Consider the following 16,018-nt stretch of genomic DNA (forward strand, 5'->3'; position numbering starts at 1 on the left):
ACACCCCCTGCGCTGATCTGGTGGCCGACGGACGATCCCGCCCCGCCGCGCGGTGCTGGCCGGCGGATCGCGGATCGGCCAGCCCGCCTGGGCGCCTGAAATTCGACGGCCGCAACAGCCCGCTACCACCATCGGCCCACCGATCCACCCTAGCCTGTGCCCGAGATCGCCGCCCGCCGCTGGCCCTTCGAGGCTTGCTGCGGCGCAGGAGCGGTCCGGCGGGAGGGGACGACGCATGCGGGCGACGATGGGCGCGATCGCGATCGGTTTGATGGCCGCCACGGCCCTGGCGGGCACCGCCTCGGCCCAGATGGCCCTGCCGGAGGCGTCCGCCCCGGACGGCGCCAAGCTGTTCAAGAACCAGTGCGCCACCTGCCACACGATCCACGCCTCCGACCCCAAGCGCCAGGGACCGACGTTGGACGGCGTGTACGGGCGCAAGGCCGGCTCCGTCGCGGATTTCCATTACTCGCCGGGCTTCGCCCAGGCCGATTGGAACTGGGACGAGGCGCATCTCGACCCCTGGCTGGCGAACCCCCAGGCCGTGATCCCCGGCGCCATCATGCCTTACCACCAGGGGAAAGCCGAGGTAAGGACCGCCATCATCGGATACCTGAAGGACCTGCACTGATGGCCAAACCCGTCCATTCCATGATCCGCGTGCGCGACGAGAAGCGCAGCACCGATTATTACGCCCGCGCCTTCGGGCTGGAGCAGGCGGAGAAGTTCGACTTCGACGGCTTCGCGCTGATCTACCTGCGCCACCCCTCGTCGCCCTTCGAGCTGGAGCTGACGGTCAACAAGGACCAGGCGAAGCCCTACGACCTGGGCGACGGCTACGGCCACCTCGCCGTCGTGGTCGACGACGTGGACGCCGAGCACGCCCGCTTCGAGCGCGAGGGCTTCCCCGCCACCGCGCCGAAGGACTTCAAGCACGAGGGCCGGACCCTCGCCCGCTTCTTCTTCGCCACCGACCCCGACGGCTACAAGATCGAGGTCATCCAGAAGGGCGGCCGCTTCGGCTGAAGCCTTCCCGCCGACCCGGAGCGAGGCGGCATCAGACCGCCCCTCCGGCGAAGCCCAGCAACCCGGAGGAACACCCATGAGAGTGATCGACCCGCGCAGCCGGTACAGCCGCCGCACCTTCCTGAAGGGGGCGGCTTCGGCGGCCCCCGCCGCCGCCATCGCGGCCGGCACGGGCCTCAGCATCACGGATGCCTGGGCCGAGGACGGCCAGGCCCTCACCGCGCCGCAGCTCAAGACCCTGGTGAAGATGGCGCGGGACGTGTACCCGCACGACTTCATCGGCGACGTCTATTACATCACCGCCATCAAGCCCTGGGACAAGAAGGCCGCCGGCGACGCCGCCGTGAAGGCCATGCTGGTCGACGGCGTCAAGCGCCTCGACAGCGACGCCCACGACCGCTTCAAGACCACCTACGTGGACGTGCCCTGGGAGGTCGACCGCGTGACTCTGCTCCAGGGCATCGAGCACACCGACTTCTTCGGCAAGATCCGCGCCGACCTCGTCGTCTCGCTGTACAACCAGCACGAGCTCTGGCCCAAGTTCGGCTACGAGGGCTCCTCCGCCGAATACGGCGGCTACATCAACCGCGGCTTCAACGACATCGACTGGCTTCCGAAGGTCTAGGCCGCTCCCCGAACGGGCGGACAACTGCACCACGAAGGCGAAACAGTCGGAGGAAACACTATGGCACAGTTCGATCTCAACGATGACAGCTTGGTCGTCATCGTCGGCTCGGGGGCGGGCGGCGGCACGCTCGGCAACGAGCTCGCCCAGAAGGGCATCAAGACCGTCATCCTGGAAGCCGGCTCGCGCAACGAGACGTCGGACTTCGTCAACGACGAGTGGGAAAGCTTCGCCCAGCTCGCCTGGACCGACATGCGCACCACTTCGGGCTCGTGGCGGGTCGCGCGCGACTTCGCCAACCTGCCGGCGTGGATCGTGAAGTCGGTGGGCGGCTCCACCGTCCACTGGGCCGGCGCTTCCCTGCGCTTCGAGCCGCACGAGTTCCAGATCAAGTCGACCTACGGCGGCCTCGACGGCGCCAACCTGCTCGACTGGCCCATCACCCGCGCCGAACTCGACCCCTGGTACGAGAAGGCCGAGCACAAGATGGGCGTCACCCGGACCAACGGCATCCCCGGGCTGCCCGGCAACAACAACTTCAAGGTGATGGAAGCCGGCGCCCGCAAGCTCGGCTACAAGGAGGTCCACACCGGCCGCATGGCCATCAACTCGCAGCCGCGCGACGGCCGCGGCTCCTGCCAGCAGATCGGCTTCTGCTTCCAGGGCTGCAAGTCCGGCGCCAAATGGTCCACCCTCGTGTCGGAGATCCCCAAGGGCGAGGCCACCGGCAACCTCGAAGTCCGGCCCGATTCCCACGTGCTGAAGATCGAGCACGACCAGACCGGCAAGGTGACGGGCGTGGTCTACGTCGACGGCGAGGGCAAGACGCAGCGCCAGAAGGCCCGCGTCGTCGCCGTGGCGGGCAATTCCATCGAAAGCCCGCGGCTGCTGCTCAACAGCGCCTCCTCCATGTACCCGGACGGGCTCGCCAACTCCTCCGGCCAGGTGGGCCGCAACTACCTCCGCCACATGACGGGCTCGGTCTACGGCATCTTCGAGAAGCCGGTCCACATGTACCGTGGCACCACCATGGCGGGCATCATCCGCGACGAGGCGGTCCACGACCCGAAGCGCGGCTTCATGGGCGGCTACGAGATGGAAACCATCTCGCTCGGCATCCCCTTCATGGCCGCCTTCCTCAATCCCGGCGCCTGGGGCCGCACCTTCACGGCCTCCATGGAGGCCTATCCCCGGATGGCCGGCATGTGGCTCATCGGCGAGGACATGCCGCAGGAAACGAACCGCATCACGCTCGACCCCGTCGCCAAGGACAAGCATGGCATGCCCGTGGCCTCCGTCCACTACGACGACCACCCGAACGACGTGGCGATGCGGGACCACGCCTACCGGCAGGGCGCCGCCATCTACCAGGCGGTCGGCGCCACCGTGACGCTGCCCACCACGCCCTATCCCTCGACCCACAACATGGGCACGAACCGGATGAGCGAGAAGCCGCGCGACGGCGTGCTGAACAAGTTCGGCCAGACGCACGACATCAAGAACCTGTTCGTGTCCGACGGCTCGCAGTTCACCTCCGGCGCGGCCTGCAATCCGACGCTCACCATCGTGTCCCTGGCGATCCGGCAGGCCGACCACATCGCGACCCGCATGCAGAGCCGCGACATCTGAGGGAGACGGACCATGCCGAAGCTCGCCACCCTCGCGGCTCTGCCGCTGATCCTCGCCGGGGCCGCCCTGGCCTGCCCGCTCCACGCCGCGACCCTCCGGGGCCCGGTGGTGATGGCCGACAATGCCGCGACCTCGACGCCGACGCCGCCGGCGGGAGACCCCACCAAGAAGACCGACTCGGTGGCCTTTCCCAACAGCCCCAACGGGTCCCCGGCGGCCTCCGACAAGGGCGCGCCGGTGGTCACCGACCGCGCGGCCTGCACGGGCGGGACCGGGGCCACGGCCACCTGTGCCGACAGCCCCCGGCCGTCGGGCAAAGCCGACACCAGCGACGTCAGGATCGCCACGCCGACGACCGTGGACGGCACCGCGCCGAAGAACTGACGCCGTTCGGCACCGGTGGCTCACCGTCGGTGCCGGGCGGCATGGCACCGGCGGTCGAAGGCCTCGACCGCCGGGGATCGCGGACGCACGCCGCTCCCTCGTGGCGCCACGCGTCCGACGGCGGCCTGGACTGACCCTGTCTCCCCTCCCCTACCCTGGGGGAGGCCTGCCGAGCGGCGTCGTCCTTCGGCAGGCTCAGGGTGCGGGGATGCGGGTGCTCCGACGCAGGGGCGTTTCGCACGGTGCGTCCCTCGACGCGGCCTCGCGGGCCTGCTCGGGATGAGAAACAGCCGGCCCTGGTGTGGGATGCGTCAGCGTGCCCGTAGCACCTCAGGAGCGGCGCCCAGCGCGGGCCCCCCGCGCCGCAGGCGGGGAAGGCGGACCCGCACCGCCGGGAGCGAGGTCACACCCGCGAGACTGCGGCGGTGGGCAGGGTGCGCGCCGGGCGAGCCCTGCGGACCACGTCGGCGAAGCTCGCGCAGGGGGCGCCCGCGAGCCGATCGCGCGGCAGGATGACGCCCGCCACGGGCGCGAGGGCGGGGAACCAGCGCGTCAGCAGGCTCGCGGGCTGCTCGCGCAGCAGCAGCGCGCGCCCGGCTTCCAGCCCGCCCTCGAGCGCGCGGGCAGCCTCCTCGCCGAACAGGCGCGACGGCACGGTGCCGGCCTTGACGACGAAGATCCAAGGCGAGCGGGCGCCCGCGACGCCCCGGGCCAGGGCGGCCGGGAAATCGCGTTCCTCGACGAACTGGCAGCCGGCCTCGTCGGCGATGTCGGCCAGGGACGCGGCCTCGCCCACCTGAAGCAGCGTCACGTCCCGCACCACGCCCTCCACCGTCGCGGGCACGAGGGCCGCCAAGGTCCGCAGGAGGGCGCCCGGCCGGCCGTTCGCATCCGCGGCGGCGGGAAGTGGGACGACGATGGTGGACAACATGGGGGACGATTACCACGGCGGTTTCCGGCCGCAAAAGGCATCGTCGGCCCGGCGCTGCATCAATTATCGGCAACGCTCCGGCCCTGACCGCGCCGACGGGCCGCCATCGCGGCCCCTCGGGACGTCGCCGTCACTCCGGCCGAAGGGCCCTACGCGAAGGCTCGATCAGCGCGTCAACTGCCGGCACAGGCTTTCCAGCTCGTCGTGCGTCTCGTAGCGGATGCGGATCTCGCCCCCGGCCCCGCGGGTGTCGATCTCGACGCCGAGACCGAGCGCCGCCGCGATGCGCTTCGACAGCGCCCTGGTCTCCTCGCCGTGCGGGGCCCTCTTGGGCTTCGCCACGTCGGCGGGAAGCGGTACCGGCCGTTGATGCGCCTGCGCGAGTTTCTCGACTTCCCGCACGTTGAGGCCGCGGGCCACGACCCGCTTCGCCACAGGCTCCGGATCGTCGAACACCAGCAGCGCCCGTGCGTGGCCGGCCGACAGCGACCCGTCGACCACCATGGCTTCGACACTGCCCGGCAGCTTCAACAGCCGGATCATGTTGGCGACGTGGCTGCGGCTCTTGCCGATGATGCGCGCGAGGTCGGTCTGCGAATAGCCGAACTCGCGCGCCAGCCTCTCGTAGCCGCGCGCCTCCTCGATCGGGTTGAGATCGGCGCGCTGGACGTTCTCGATGATGGCGAGCTCGAGGGCGCCCTTGTCGTCGACCTCGACGATGACGACCGGGACCTCGTCGAGCCCCGCGGCGCCCGCGGCGCGCCACCGGCGTTCGCCCGCGATGATCTCGTAGGCACCGGCGCGCCCCGGCGCCGGCCGCACCACGATAGGCTGGATGATGCCCTTCTCGCGGATGGAGTTCGACAGGTCCGTCAGGTCCTCGTCGACAAAGGTGCGGCGCGGGTTGTTGGGGTTGGGGCGGACGTCGGCGTGGCGCACCCGGCGCCGGTCGCGCGCCTCGGGGGCGGGGGACGTCGGCATCTGCGCCGACGAATCCGCGATCAGCGCCGCGAGTCCCCGCCCGAGGCGCGAGCGCCCCCCCTCCTCCGCCATCGAAGCGATTCCCTTCACGCCGCCAGCCTCCGTTCGCGCTGGATGACCTCGGAGGCGAGCCGCAGGTAGGCCTGGGAGCCCGCGCATTTGAGGTCGTAGAGCAGCACCGGCTTGCCGTGCGAGGGCGCCTCCGACACGCGCACGTTGCGCGGGATGACGGTCTCGTAGACCTTGTCGCCCATGATCTCGCGGACGTCCGCCACCACCTGGGTGGCGAGGTTGTTGCGGGGGTCGAACATGGTCAGCAGGATGCCGTGGATCGACAGGCCGGGGTTGAGGTTGGCCCGCACCTGCTCGACCGTGGCGAGGAGCTGGGACAGGCCCTCCAGCGCGAAGAACTCGCATTGCAGCGGCACCAGCACGCTGGACGCCGCCGCCATGGCGTTGATGGTGAGCAGGTTCAGCGACGGCGGGCAGTCCACCAGCACGTAGGTGAAGCGCTGCCCGTCCTCGGTGTCGGCGAGGCGACGCAGGGCGTCGCGCAGCTTGAAGGCGCGGTCCTTGTGGTCGGCGATCTCGAGGTCGAGGCCGAGCAGGTCCATGGTGGAGGGCGCGATCCACAGGTTCGGCACGTTGGTGGCGCGGCAGGCCTCGGCCAGGGAATGGTCTCCCGTCAGCGCGCCGTAGGTCGAGACGGCGCGGTCGCGGCGCTCGACGCCGAGGCCCGTCGAGGCATTGCCCTGCGGGTCGAGGTCGATCAGCAGGACGCGTTCGCCGACGGCCGCCAGCGCGGTGCCGAGGTTGATGGCCGTCGTTGTCTTGCCGACGCCGCCCTTCTGGTTGGCCAGGACCAGGACGCGCGCGGGAAGATCACTCATGGCTCGGGCCTTTCGGGGGGGCGGCGCGCCGCACCACGAGGATGCGGCCGTCGGGCGAGGTGACGCTCGGCAGCAGGCGGGCCTCGTAGCCCGGCGCGAGACCGGGCTCGTCGCCGATCTCGGCCCGGCTCTTGAGGAACACGGCCGTGGTCCCACCGTCGATGAGGACCTTGCCCATTTCGAGCAGGTCGGGCAAGGGCGCCAGCGCCCGCGCGGTGAGGACTTCGACGGATTCCAGCCCCGGCAGCACGTCGGCGATGCGTGCGTTGTGGACCGTGGCGGGCGCGCCACAGGCGCGCGCGACCTCACGCAGGAAGGCGCATTTGCGCGCGTTGGCCTCGACGAGGTCGACGTGGGCTCCCGGCCGGCCGGCCAGCAGGATGGCGACGACGAGGCCCGGGAAGCCCGCGCCCGAGCCGATGTCGGCCCAGCGCAGGGCGTCCGGCATCAGCGGCAGGATCTGCGCCGAGTCGGCGAGGTGGCGGGTCCACACCTCCGGCAGCGTCGTCGGCGACACGAGGTTCTTGATGCGCTGCCACCGCTCGAGGAGCTCGGCGTAGACGGCGAAGCGCTCCTCCGTTTCACGTGGAACGGGGACGAGGGCGAGGGCGCGGCGGCGATCGTCGGTGATGGCGGGCAAGGGGAACCGATGGTGAGCCCTTCTCCCCTCCGGGGAGAAGGTGGCGCTGGGCGCCGGAGGAGGGGCACGGGGCGGCGCCCGTCGAACGTCCCGCCGGCCGGCCCGAAAGGCCGCCTCGTCCGACGGGAGGGTGAAGCGGCGGACGGCGGCGGGCCGGCTGAAGTTACACGGCCGCGCTTGCCGCGGCCTTGCCCGCCGCCCGGGCGGGCCGGGCCCTGCCCTTGGCGATGAGGATCGTCAGCGCCGCCGGCGTCATGCCCTCGATGCGCTGGGCCTGGCCCAACGTTTCGGGCCGCACGGCGTCGAGCTTGTCGGCCAGCTCGTGGGACAGCCCCGGCAGCGCGCGATAGTCGAGGTCGGTCGCGAGCCTCACGCCGTCCTCGTCGCGCGCGCGGGCGATGTCGGCCTCCTGGCGGTCGAGGTAGACGGCGTATTTCGCATCCGCCTCGACCTGCGCCATCACGGACGGCGCGACCTCGCCGAGCTCCGGCCAGATCCCGCGCAGCGCCTCCGCATCGACGTTGGGATGGGACATCAAGGCGAAAGCCGAGCGCCGCACGCCGTCCTGCGCGACCTGGATGCCGCGCAGGGCCAGCTGCTGCGGCGTGGCGGCGAGCCGGTCGGCCAGGGCCCGCGCGGCCTCGAGCTGCGCGAGCCTCGCCGCGAAGGCGGCGGCGCGTTCCGGCCCGACGCAGCCCCAGCCGAGGCCCTGCCGGGTCAGCCGTGAATCGGCGTTGTCCGCCCGCAGCGTCAGCCTGTATTCGGCGCGCGAGGTGAACATGCGGTAGGGCTCGGTGACGCCGCGCGTCACGAGGTCGTCGATCATCACGCCGATGTAGCTGTCGGCGCGCGAGAAGGACGCGGGGTCGCGGCCGCCCGCCCGGCGCGCGGCGTTGAGGCCGGCAACGAGCCCCTGCGCGGCGGCCTCCTCGTAGCCGGTGGTGCCGTTGATCTGCCCGGCGAGGTAGAGGCCGGGCAGGCGCTTGGTTTCCAGCGCCGGCGTCAACTCGCGGGGGTCGACGAAGTCGTATTCGATGGCATAGCCGTGCTGGGAGATGACGGCGGCTTCGCAGCCCGGAATCGAGCGGACCAGCCGCTCCTGCGTGTCGCGCGGCAGCGAGGTCGAGATGCCGTTGGGATAGAAGGTCGGGTCTTCCAGGCCTTCGGGCTCCAGGAAGATCTGGTGGCTGTCGCGGTCGGCGAAGCGCGTGACCTTGTCCTCGATCGACGGGCAATAGCGCGGCCCTCGCCCCGTGATGGCACCCGAGAACAGCGGCGCGCGGTGCAGGTCGGCGCGGATGATCGCGTGGGTCTCGTCCGTCGTGCGGGTGATGAAGCAGGGGACCTGCTCGGTCTCGATCCGCGCCGTGAGGCTGGAGAAGGGCTCGGGCGTGTCGTCGCCGGGCTGGCGTTCCAGCCGGTCGAGGTGGAGCGTGCGGCCGTCGAGCCGCGGCGGCGTGCCGGTCTTCAGCCGACCGAGCGCGAAGCCGCGGGACTCCAGCGCGGCGGACAGGCCGTGGCTCGGCGCTTCGCCGATGCGGCCGGCGGGCATCCGCTCGTCGCCGATGTGGATCAGGCCGCGCAGGAAGGTGCCGGTGGTGAGCACGGCCGCCGCGCAGGCGAGGCGACGCCCGTCCGCCAGGACGACGGCGGCCACGCGGTCGGCTGCGATGTCGAGGCCGAAGGCTTCGGCCTCGACCAGGGTGAGGTTCGGCTGCACCGCGAGGGCGGCCTGCATGGCGGCCCGGTAGAGGCGGCGGTCGGCCTGGGCGCGGGGCCCGCGCACGGCGGGGCCCTTGCGGCGGTTCAACACGCGGAACTGGATGCCGGCCCGGTCGGTCACGCGCCCCATCAGGCCGTCGAGCGCGTCGATCTCGCGGACGAGGTGGCCCTTGCCGAGGCCGCCGATGGCGGGATTGCACGACATCGTGCCGACGGTGGCGACGTTCTGCGTGACCAGGGCGGTGCGGGCGCCCGTGCGGGCGGCGGCGGCGGCGGCCTCGCAGCCGGCGTGGCCGCCGCCGATCACGACGACGTCGAACGAATGGGACATGGGACGGGCCAGGTTGGACGGGAACCCGACCTATAGGCGTGCCGGCGCTCCGGGTCGATGTGTTTCACGTGGAACGGGCCGGCCTCGCGACGGCGTGGCACGTCCGGGTGCGTCGCCTCGGGGGCGCGGCGGGATCCGGCCCGCGACAGGGAGGGCGCGACGTCGGGCGGCTCCCCCAACGGACCGGCCGGATCCCGCACCTCCGCTTCGCCCCGCCCGGCACCACGCCGTCGAGGACGCGGCGCCCTGCCCCGCGCCCGCCGGGCTCCCTGCCGATCCCGAACCCGATCCCGAGCCCGGTCATTTGCCGATGCAGAACCGCGCGAAGATGGCGCCCAGCACGTCCTCGGTGCCGATCTGCCCGACGAGCCCGGCGAGGGCCGCGACGGCGCCGCGAAGGTCCTCCGCCACGAGCTCGAAGTCGCGGGCGCCTCGCTCCGCCCCGATCCGCACGAGGCTGGCCTGTGCGGCATTGAGGGCCGTCCGGTGCCGCAGCCGCGTCACGACGGCGCCTTCCCCGTCGACCAGCGCGTCGGCGGCGAAGCGTTCGAGGGCCGCCACGAGCCCGTCGAGTCCGGAGCCGGTCAGCGCCGAGACGGTGTGGTCGCCACCCTGCCCCGCGCCCAGGTCGGACTTGGTCGCCACGGTCCAGACCGTGCCGGCGGTTGCGACGTCGGGCGCCGCCGGCCGGTCGGCGGGGTGGAGCCAGAGCACGAGGTCCGCCGAGGCCGCGCGCGCCCGGGCCCTCGCGATGCCCTCGCGCTCCACCGCATCGTCGGTGTCGCGCAGCCCGGCCGTGTCGATGAGCTGCACCGGATAGCCGCCGAGTTCGAGATCGACCGTCAGGGGGTCGCGCGTGGTGCCGGCCTGGGCCGACACGATCGCGACCTCCCGGCCGGCGAGCGCGTTGAGCAGCGTCGACTTCCCGGCGTTGGGCGGCCCCGCGATGGCGACCGCAAGGCCGTCGCGCAGCCGCAGGCCCCGGCCCTCGCGGTCGAGCTCGGCCGCGATGCGTCGGGAGACGCCCGCGACCAGCGCCTCCAGCTCGGCCTCGAAGGCGGCCACCAGCGCATCCTCGTCGGCGAAGTCGATGGCGCCTTCGGCCAGGGCCAGGGCGGCAAGCAGGTCCTCGCGCAGGATTTCGACCCAGCGCCCGAGCGCGCCGTCGAGCTGGCGCAGGGCCTGGCGGCGCTGCGCCTCGGTCTGCGCGTCGATGAGGTCGGCCAGGCCCTCGACGGCGCCGAGGTCGAGCTTGCCGTTGAGGAAGGCGCGGCGGGTGAACTCGCCGGGCTCGGCGGGGCGGCAACCGGGGACGGCGGCGAGGGCCCTCAGCACGGCCGCCACCACGGCGCGGCCGCCATGGAGCTGGAACTCGGCCGAGTCCTCTCCGGTGAACGACGCCGGGCCGGGAAACCACAGGACGAGCGCGCGGTCGAGCACGGTGTCGTCGTGGCGCAGCGCGGCCAGGGTGGCCTGGCGCGGCGCGGGGACGCGGCCGGCGATGCGGGCCACGGCGTCGCGGGTCACCGGGCCGGAGATGCGGACCACCGCGACGGCGGAGCGCCCTGCCCCGCTGGCGGGCGCGAAGATGGTGTCGAGCTGCACGTCGCCGGCCTTCTCCCGGCGCGTTCCCGTCCCTCGCCGGGGCGGGAGAAGGCGACCCGATGGCGCCGGGTCGGATGGGGGGACGTCCGAGAGGCGCCGGGATCCCCTCGTCCGCGCGGCCGGTCGCCCTTCCCCGTCGTGGGAAAGGGCGACCGCCCGATCAGGTGTTCATCGAATCGAAGAAGGCCTGGTTGCCCTTCGGCGTTTCGCGCAGCTTGCCCATGAGGAACTCGATGCCGTCGACCGTGCCCATCGGGTTGAGGATGCGGCGCAGCACGTACATCTTCTTGAGCGTGTCGTTCGGGACCAGCAGCTCCTCCTTGCGGGTGCCGGAGCGCGTGATGTCGAGCGCCGGGTAGACCCGCTTGTCGGCGACCTTGCGGTCCAGGATGATCTCGGAATTGCCGGTGCCCTTGAACTCCTCGAAGATCACCTCGTCCATGCGCGAGCCGGTGTCGATCAGCGCCGTGGCGATGATGGTCAGCGAGCCGCCGCCCTCGATGTTGCGGGCCGCGCCGAAGAAGCGCTTCGGGCGCTGCAGCGCATTGGCATCGACGCCGCCCGTCAGCACCTTGCCGGAGGACGGCACGGTGGTGTTGTAGGCGCGGCCGAGGCGGGTGATCGAGTCGAGCAGGATCACCACGTCGCGGCCGTGCTCGACGAGGCGCTTGGCCTTCTCGATGACCATCTCGGCCACCTGCACGTGGCGCGTCGCCGGCTCGTCGAAGGTCGAGGACACGACCTCGCCCTTCACCGAGCGCTTCATGTCGGTGACCTCCTCCGGACGCTCGTCGATGAGCAGCACGATGAGGTAGCATTCCGGGTGGTTGGCGGTGACCGACTGGGCGATGTTCTGCAGCAGCACGGTCTTGCCGGTGCGCGGCGGCGCCACGATGAGGGCGCGCTGGCCCTTGCCGATCGGCGCCACGACGTCGATCACGCGGCTCGACATGTCCTTCCGGGCGCCGTCCTCGATCTCGAGCTTCAAGCGCTCCTCGGGGTAGAGGGGCGTCAGGTTGTCGAAGTTGACCTTGTGGCGCACCTTCTCGGGATCGTCGAAGTTGATCGTCGACACCTTCACGAGGCCAAAGTAGCGCTCGCCGTCCTTGGGCGCGCGGATCTGGCCTTCGACCGTGTCGCCGGTGCGCAGGCCGAAGCGGCGGATCTGCGAGGGCGAGATGTAGATGTCGTCCGGCCCGGCCAGGTAGTTGGCGTCGGGCGAGCGCAGGTAGCCGAAGCCGTCCTGCAGCACCTCCACGACGCCCTGGCCGATGATGTCGATCTCCTTGGCGGCGAGCTCCTTCAAGATGGCGAAGAGGAGCTCCTGCTTGCGCAGCAGCGAAGCGTTCTCGACCTCGTGCTCGTCGGCGAAGGCGAGGAGATCGGGGGGCGATTTGGACTTGAGGTCCTGGAGTTTGATCTCCGGCATGGGGGGAGTGCGTCCTCGGAGGCGTGCCGCGCGGGCGGCCCTGCGGGGCAGCGGTCGCGGTCGGCGGGAATGATGGGGGGAAAGTGCGGGGCGCGAGGCGAGCGCCGGGCCGGCGGGCGGGGTGCCCGGCGGCCCGGTCGATCAGTCGTCGGAAGCGGGCTGGTCGGCCCCGGGGGCGGGCGCCTCGCCGTCGGCCGTCGCCCGGGTGGTGCGGCGGCGGCGGCGGGGGAATTTCGGCGCCCCGTCGGCGTCGTCGCCGGGGAAGGCCGTGGTGGTCGCGAGGCTGGGCTCGGGCGAGGCCGCATCGGCGGCCGGCGCCACCCGGGTCGGCGTGGTGATGAAGGAGGGGAGGCCGGGCGCATCGTCGACGGGTGCCGGGGCGGGCCGCTCGGCTCGCTCGCGGCGGCGCGGCGCCTCGCTGCGCCGGGGTGCCGGTTCCGGCTGGGCGTCGGAGGCGGGCGTCGGGTCGGGCTGGCGGGCTGCCTCCTGCGCCGGCTCCTGCCGGATCTCGGGCTGCCGTTCCGGGGCCGCTTCGGCGCGGGGCTGTTCGCCCGAGGTGCCGCCGTTCGGCTGGTCGTCGGCCTGGCCGTCGCGGAAACGCTCGCCATCCCGGGGCTGCTCGTAACTCCGATCCCCGTAGGATCGCTCCTGGCCGTTCTGCTGCTGGCCGTTCTGGCTTTGGCCGTTGCGGTCCTGCCCCTGACGCTCCTGGCGTTCCTGGGCGAAGCGCTCGCGGCGGCTCTGGCGATCCCCGTAGGGGCGATCCCCGAAGGACCGCTCCTGGTTTTGATTCTGGTTCTGGTTCTGGCGATCCTGCCCCTGCGGGCGGTCGTCGGCGCGGATCTCGCCGCCGTTGTTGTCGCGATAGGGGCGGCGGTTCAGGCCGTTGCGGTCCTGCCTGTCCTGGCGCTGGTAGTTGTTGCGGTCGCCGTACGGGGCGCGCTCGCCGTTCTGCCGGTCGTTGTAGGGCTGGCGCTCGCCGCCCTGCCCCTGGGCGTTCTGGCCTTGGCCGTTCTGCCGATCCGCGTAGGGCTGCCGGTTGTCGCCGTTGTAGGGCTGCCGCTCCGCCCCATAGGGCTGGGCCGCGACGGGCTGCGGCACGAAGGGGGCCGGGGCCTGGGGAGACGCGAAGCGGTCCGGGATGCCGCTGTCGTCCTCGTCCTCGCCTTCCGTGTCGACGGCGTCGGGCTGGCGGGCGTAGCCGGCCTGCGCCGCCTGGGCGCTGGCGATCAGGCGGAAATAGTGCTCCGCATGCTGGAGATAGCTTTCCGCGGCGACGGGGTCGCCGGAGGACTGCGCATCCCGCGCCAGCTGCAGGTATTTCTCGGCGACGTGGTGGGCGTTGCCCCGGATCTTCACGTCGGGGCCGTTCGATTCATAGGAACGGGTGAGAGGATTGGGGCCCTTGCGATTGCCGCCGCCGTTGTTGGTGTTGGGGCGGCCGCGCATGCGCTTGTTCTGACCTGGTCTCATCGATCGTCCTTGGGGTGACATCAGGCCCGTGACCGCGCGCAGGGATGGTTCTGCGGGGCTCTCGCCAGCGGCGCCGTCGTTCTGGTGCTGTGCAGCTCGTTCATTCCGTCTCCGGCTCCGGCCCGGAGCGGGCGGCGAAGGCCGAGGTGGAAAATGCGAGAATCCGTTGCGGGGTCTGCCGAAGGCGACCCGTGCCACCGAGGCCCGAGGGCGTCTGGCCGATCACGAGGGGATCAAAGCCGAAACGCAGGAGGGCGAAAGAGCACGGACAGGTGCTGAGCAGCATCCGCGCGGGGGTCGTGTCCCGATTTCTGGCTGAAACCCTAGAGGATCGCCGGTCCCCCGCCAAGCCCTTTTGTCGCCCCGGAGCGCAGAAAACCGGGCGAAAACCGCATTTTCCCCGCTCCGGCCGCAGTCCTCCCTGTCACGCCCCCGCGGAAACCGCTTCCGGGGCGCCGTCGGGCGCCAGCATCAGACGGGCGCGGGCGCGCAGCTTCTCGGTCTCGCTCTTCAGCTGCCCGCAGGCGGCCAGGATGTCCCGCCCGCGCGGCGTCCGCACCGGGCTGGCATAGCCGGCCTTGAACACGATGTCCGAGAACGTCTCGATCGTCGCCCAGTCCGAACAATCGTAGCGGGTGCCGGGCCAGGGGTTGAAGGGGATCAGGTTGATCTTGGCCGGGATGCCCTTCAGCAACCGCACCAGGTCGCGGGCGTCCTGGGGTGAATCGTTGACGCCCTTCAGCATCACGTATTCGAAGGTGATGCGCCGCGCGTTGGACGCGCCCGGGTAGGACCGGCAGGCCTCCAGCAGCTCGCGGATCGGGTATTTCCGGTTCAACGGCACGAGCTCGTCCCGCAGCTCGTCGCGCACGGCGTGGAGCGAGATCGCCAGCATGGTGCCGACGTCGCGGCCGAGCGCCTCGATCTGCGGCACGACGCCGGAGGTCGACACCGTGATGCGCCGCCGCGACAGCGACAGGCCGTCGCCGTCCGACAGCACGCCGATGGCGTCGCGCACGTTGTCGAGATTGTAGAGGGGTTCGCCCATGCCCATGAACACGATGTTGGACACGGCGCGCACGCCTTCGCCCGACGGGACCAGCCCGTCCGTCGGGGGCGTCAGGCCGGGGAAGTCGCCGAGCCGGTCGCGGGCGACGAGGAGCTGCTGGACGATCTCGCGCGACCCGAGGTTCCGCACCAGCTTCTGCGTGCCGGTGTGGCAGAACGTGCAGGTCAGCGTGCAGCCCACCTGGCTCGACACGCAGAGCGTCCCGCGGTCGGATTCCGGGATGTACACGCATTCGATCTCGGCGCCGCGGTCGTGCGGGCCGGTGGAGGGCATGCGGATGAGCCACTTGCGGGTGCCGTCGATCGACACCTGTTCGGCCACCACGGCCGGGCGGTCGAGCGTGTAGCGCTCGGCCAGGGCGGCGCGCAGGGACTTGCCGATGTTCAGCATGGCGTCGAAGCGCGTCGCGCCCTGGAAATAGATCCAATGCCACAGCTGCGCCACGCGCATCTTGATCTCGCGCTCGGGCAGGTCGAGCCCGCGGAGCGCTTCGGCGAGCTCGGCGCGCGTCATGCCGGCGAGCGACGCCTTGGCGGAACTCGGGAAGGGCGCCGCGACGGGCGGGGGCAGGGTGGCGGCGACGTCCAAGGGCTGAGGCTCTTCTCGATAGGGCGAGGGCTCAGCCGATGGGGCGGGTGTCGCGAGGCGAAGCCTCGACCGGCGCAGCTGAGTGATGGCGACGGTCTATAGTGTCATGTGCCGCCGGGCACAACTCAAGGGGTGGGGACGCGCGGGGCAGGGGCGCCGAGCGCGGCCAGCACGGCTTCGGCGCCGGACACGCCGACCGCGCCCCGGACCTCCTCCAGCGACAGCGACGTCACGACGCCGTCCTCCACGATCATCGCGTAGCGCTGCGACCGGGTCCCGAAGCCGCGCGCCGAGCCGTCGGCTTCGAGGCCGATCGCGCGCGCGAACGTGCCGTTGCCGTCGCCCAGGAAGCTGATGCGGCCGTCGGGATCGGCCTTGGCGGCCCAGGCCTTGAGCACGAAGGCGTCGTTGACGGCCGTGACCGCGATGGCGTCGACGCCCGTGGCCAGGATGGCGTCGGCGTGCTCGACGAAGCCGGGCAGGTGGTTGCGGTCGCAGGTCGGCGTGAAGGCGCCGGGCACGCCGACGAGGACCACGCGCCGGCCGCCGAACACGTCGGCGGTGGACCGCGTGTCGAGGCCGTCGGGCGTGGTGACGAAGAAGTCGACCTGAGGCAGGCGGTCGCCGGGCTGGATCGCCATGGGAAGGTTCCAAACGGTGAAGGGGGGAAGCGGGCGCCCGCCCGGCGCATGCCG

Annotated in this window: 16 protein-coding genes; 5 read left to right on the top strand and 11 right to left on the bottom strand. The window is 71.8% G+C overall.

Annotated features, from left to right (window positions below):
* Positions 1 to 235: 235 nt before the first annotated feature.
* From D3273_RS03355 to D3273_RS03375, 5 genes are all read left to right on the top strand, one after another.
* Positions 236 to 631 carry a c-type cytochrome gene (locus D3273_RS03355; protein WP_428977751.1) on the top strand — a complete coding sequence of 132 codons (396 nt, stop codon included), beginning with the start codon at positions 236 to 238 and terminating at the stop codon, positions 629 to 631.
* Positions 631 to 1,026, top strand: coding sequence for a VOC family protein (locus tag D3273_RS03360; RefSeq protein WP_129223483.1), 396 nt, complete (start codon positions 631 to 633; stop codon positions 1,024 to 1,026). The genes D3273_RS03355 and D3273_RS03360 overlap by 1 nt, the downstream gene beginning before the upstream one ends.
* 76 nt (positions 1,027 to 1,102) lie before the next feature.
* Positions 1,103 to 1,651, top strand: a complete 549-nt coding sequence (locus D3273_RS03365) for a gluconate 2-dehydrogenase subunit 3 family protein (protein ID WP_129223485.1) — start codon at positions 1,103 to 1,105, stop codon at positions 1,649 to 1,651.
* A gap of 60 nt (positions 1,652 to 1,711) precedes the next feature.
* On the top strand, positions 1,712 to 3,280 hold the full coding sequence (locus D3273_RS03370; protein ID WP_129223487.1) for a GMC family oxidoreductase: 1,569 nt from the start codon (positions 1,712 to 1,714) through the stop codon (positions 3,278 to 3,280).
* Between the two features lie 12 nt (positions 3,281 to 3,292).
* Positions 3,293 to 3,664, top strand: coding sequence for a hypothetical protein (locus tag D3273_RS03375; RefSeq protein WP_129223489.1), 372 nt, complete (start codon positions 3,293 to 3,295; stop codon positions 3,662 to 3,664).
* A 403-nt stretch (positions 3,665 to 4,067) separates the two neighbouring features.
* Here the strand turns inward: D3273_RS03375 and D3273_RS03380 are convergent, their stop codons facing one another.
* The 11 genes from D3273_RS03380 to D3273_RS03430 form a co-directional block, all read right to left on the bottom strand.
* Positions 4,068 to 4,595 (bottom strand): hypothetical protein, encoded by a 528-nt coding sequence (locus D3273_RS03380; protein WP_129223491.1) that lies wholly within the window; start codon positions 4,593 to 4,595, stop codon positions 4,068 to 4,070.
* 165 nt (positions 4,596 to 4,760) lie between these two features.
* Complete coding sequence (locus D3273_RS03385; protein WP_129223767.1) at positions 4,761 to 5,648, bottom strand: ParB/RepB/Spo0J family partition protein; 888 nt, start codon at positions 5,646 to 5,648, stop codon at positions 4,761 to 4,763.
* A gap of 14 nt (positions 5,649 to 5,662) precedes the next feature.
* Complete coding sequence (locus D3273_RS03390; protein ID WP_129223493.1) at positions 5,663 to 6,466, bottom strand: ParA family protein; 804 nt, start codon at positions 6,464 to 6,466, stop codon at positions 5,663 to 5,665.
* Complete coding sequence (gene rsmG / locus D3273_RS03395; RefSeq protein ID WP_245500962.1) at positions 6,459 to 7,106, bottom strand: 16S rRNA (guanine(527)-N(7))-methyltransferase RsmG; 648 nt, start codon at positions 7,104 to 7,106, stop codon at positions 6,459 to 6,461. Before rsmG ends, D3273_RS03390 begins: the two co-directional genes overlap by 8 nt.
* A gap of 163 nt (positions 7,107 to 7,269) precedes the next feature.
* Entirely contained in the window at positions 7,270 to 9,159 is a 1,890-nt protein-coding gene (mnmG, locus tag D3273_RS03400; RefSeq protein WP_129223494.1) for a tRNA uridine-5-carboxymethylaminomethyl(34) synthesis enzyme MnmG, read from the bottom strand.
* 300 nt (positions 9,160 to 9,459) lie between these two features.
* Entirely contained in the window at positions 9,460 to 10,764 is a 1,305-nt protein-coding gene (mnmE, locus tag D3273_RS03405) for a tRNA uridine-5-carboxymethylaminomethyl(34) synthesis GTPase MnmE (RefSeq protein ID WP_129223496.1), read from the bottom strand.
* Positions 10,765 to 10,924: 160 nt separating this feature from the next.
* A complete protein-coding gene (rho, locus tag D3273_RS03410) occupies positions 10,925 to 12,193 on the bottom strand; it encodes a transcription termination factor Rho (protein ID WP_129223498.1) in 1,269 nt (422 codons plus the stop codon).
* 141 nt (positions 12,194 to 12,334) lie between these two features.
* Positions 12,335 to 13,666, bottom strand: coding sequence for a DUF4167 domain-containing protein (locus tag D3273_RS03415; RefSeq protein WP_165359363.1), 1,332 nt, complete (start codon positions 13,664 to 13,666; stop codon positions 12,335 to 12,337).
* 100 nt (positions 13,667 to 13,766) lie between these two features.
* Positions 13,767 to 13,952, bottom strand: coding sequence for a hypothetical protein (locus tag D3273_RS03420; RefSeq protein ID WP_129223502.1), 186 nt, complete (start codon positions 13,950 to 13,952; stop codon positions 13,767 to 13,769).
* A 138-nt stretch (positions 13,953 to 14,090) separates the two neighbouring features.
* The gene (gene rlmN, locus D3273_RS03425; protein ID WP_428977753.1) at positions 14,091 to 15,401 is read right to left on the bottom strand and encodes a dual-specificity RNA methyltransferase RlmN; all 1,311 of its coding nucleotides are present in this window, start codon (positions 15,399 to 15,401) and stop codon (positions 14,091 to 14,093) included.
* 47 nt (positions 15,402 to 15,448) lie between these two features.
* Positions 15,449 to 15,964, bottom strand: coding sequence for a peroxiredoxin (locus tag D3273_RS03430; protein ID WP_129223504.1), 516 nt, complete (start codon positions 15,962 to 15,964; stop codon positions 15,449 to 15,451).
* Positions 15,965 to 16,018 lie beyond the last annotated feature (54 nt).

Source organism: Lichenibacterium minor (genome assembly GCF_004137685.1).
Lineage (GTDB): Bacteria > Pseudomonadota > Alphaproteobacteria > Rhizobiales > Beijerinckiaceae > Lichenihabitans > Lichenihabitans minor.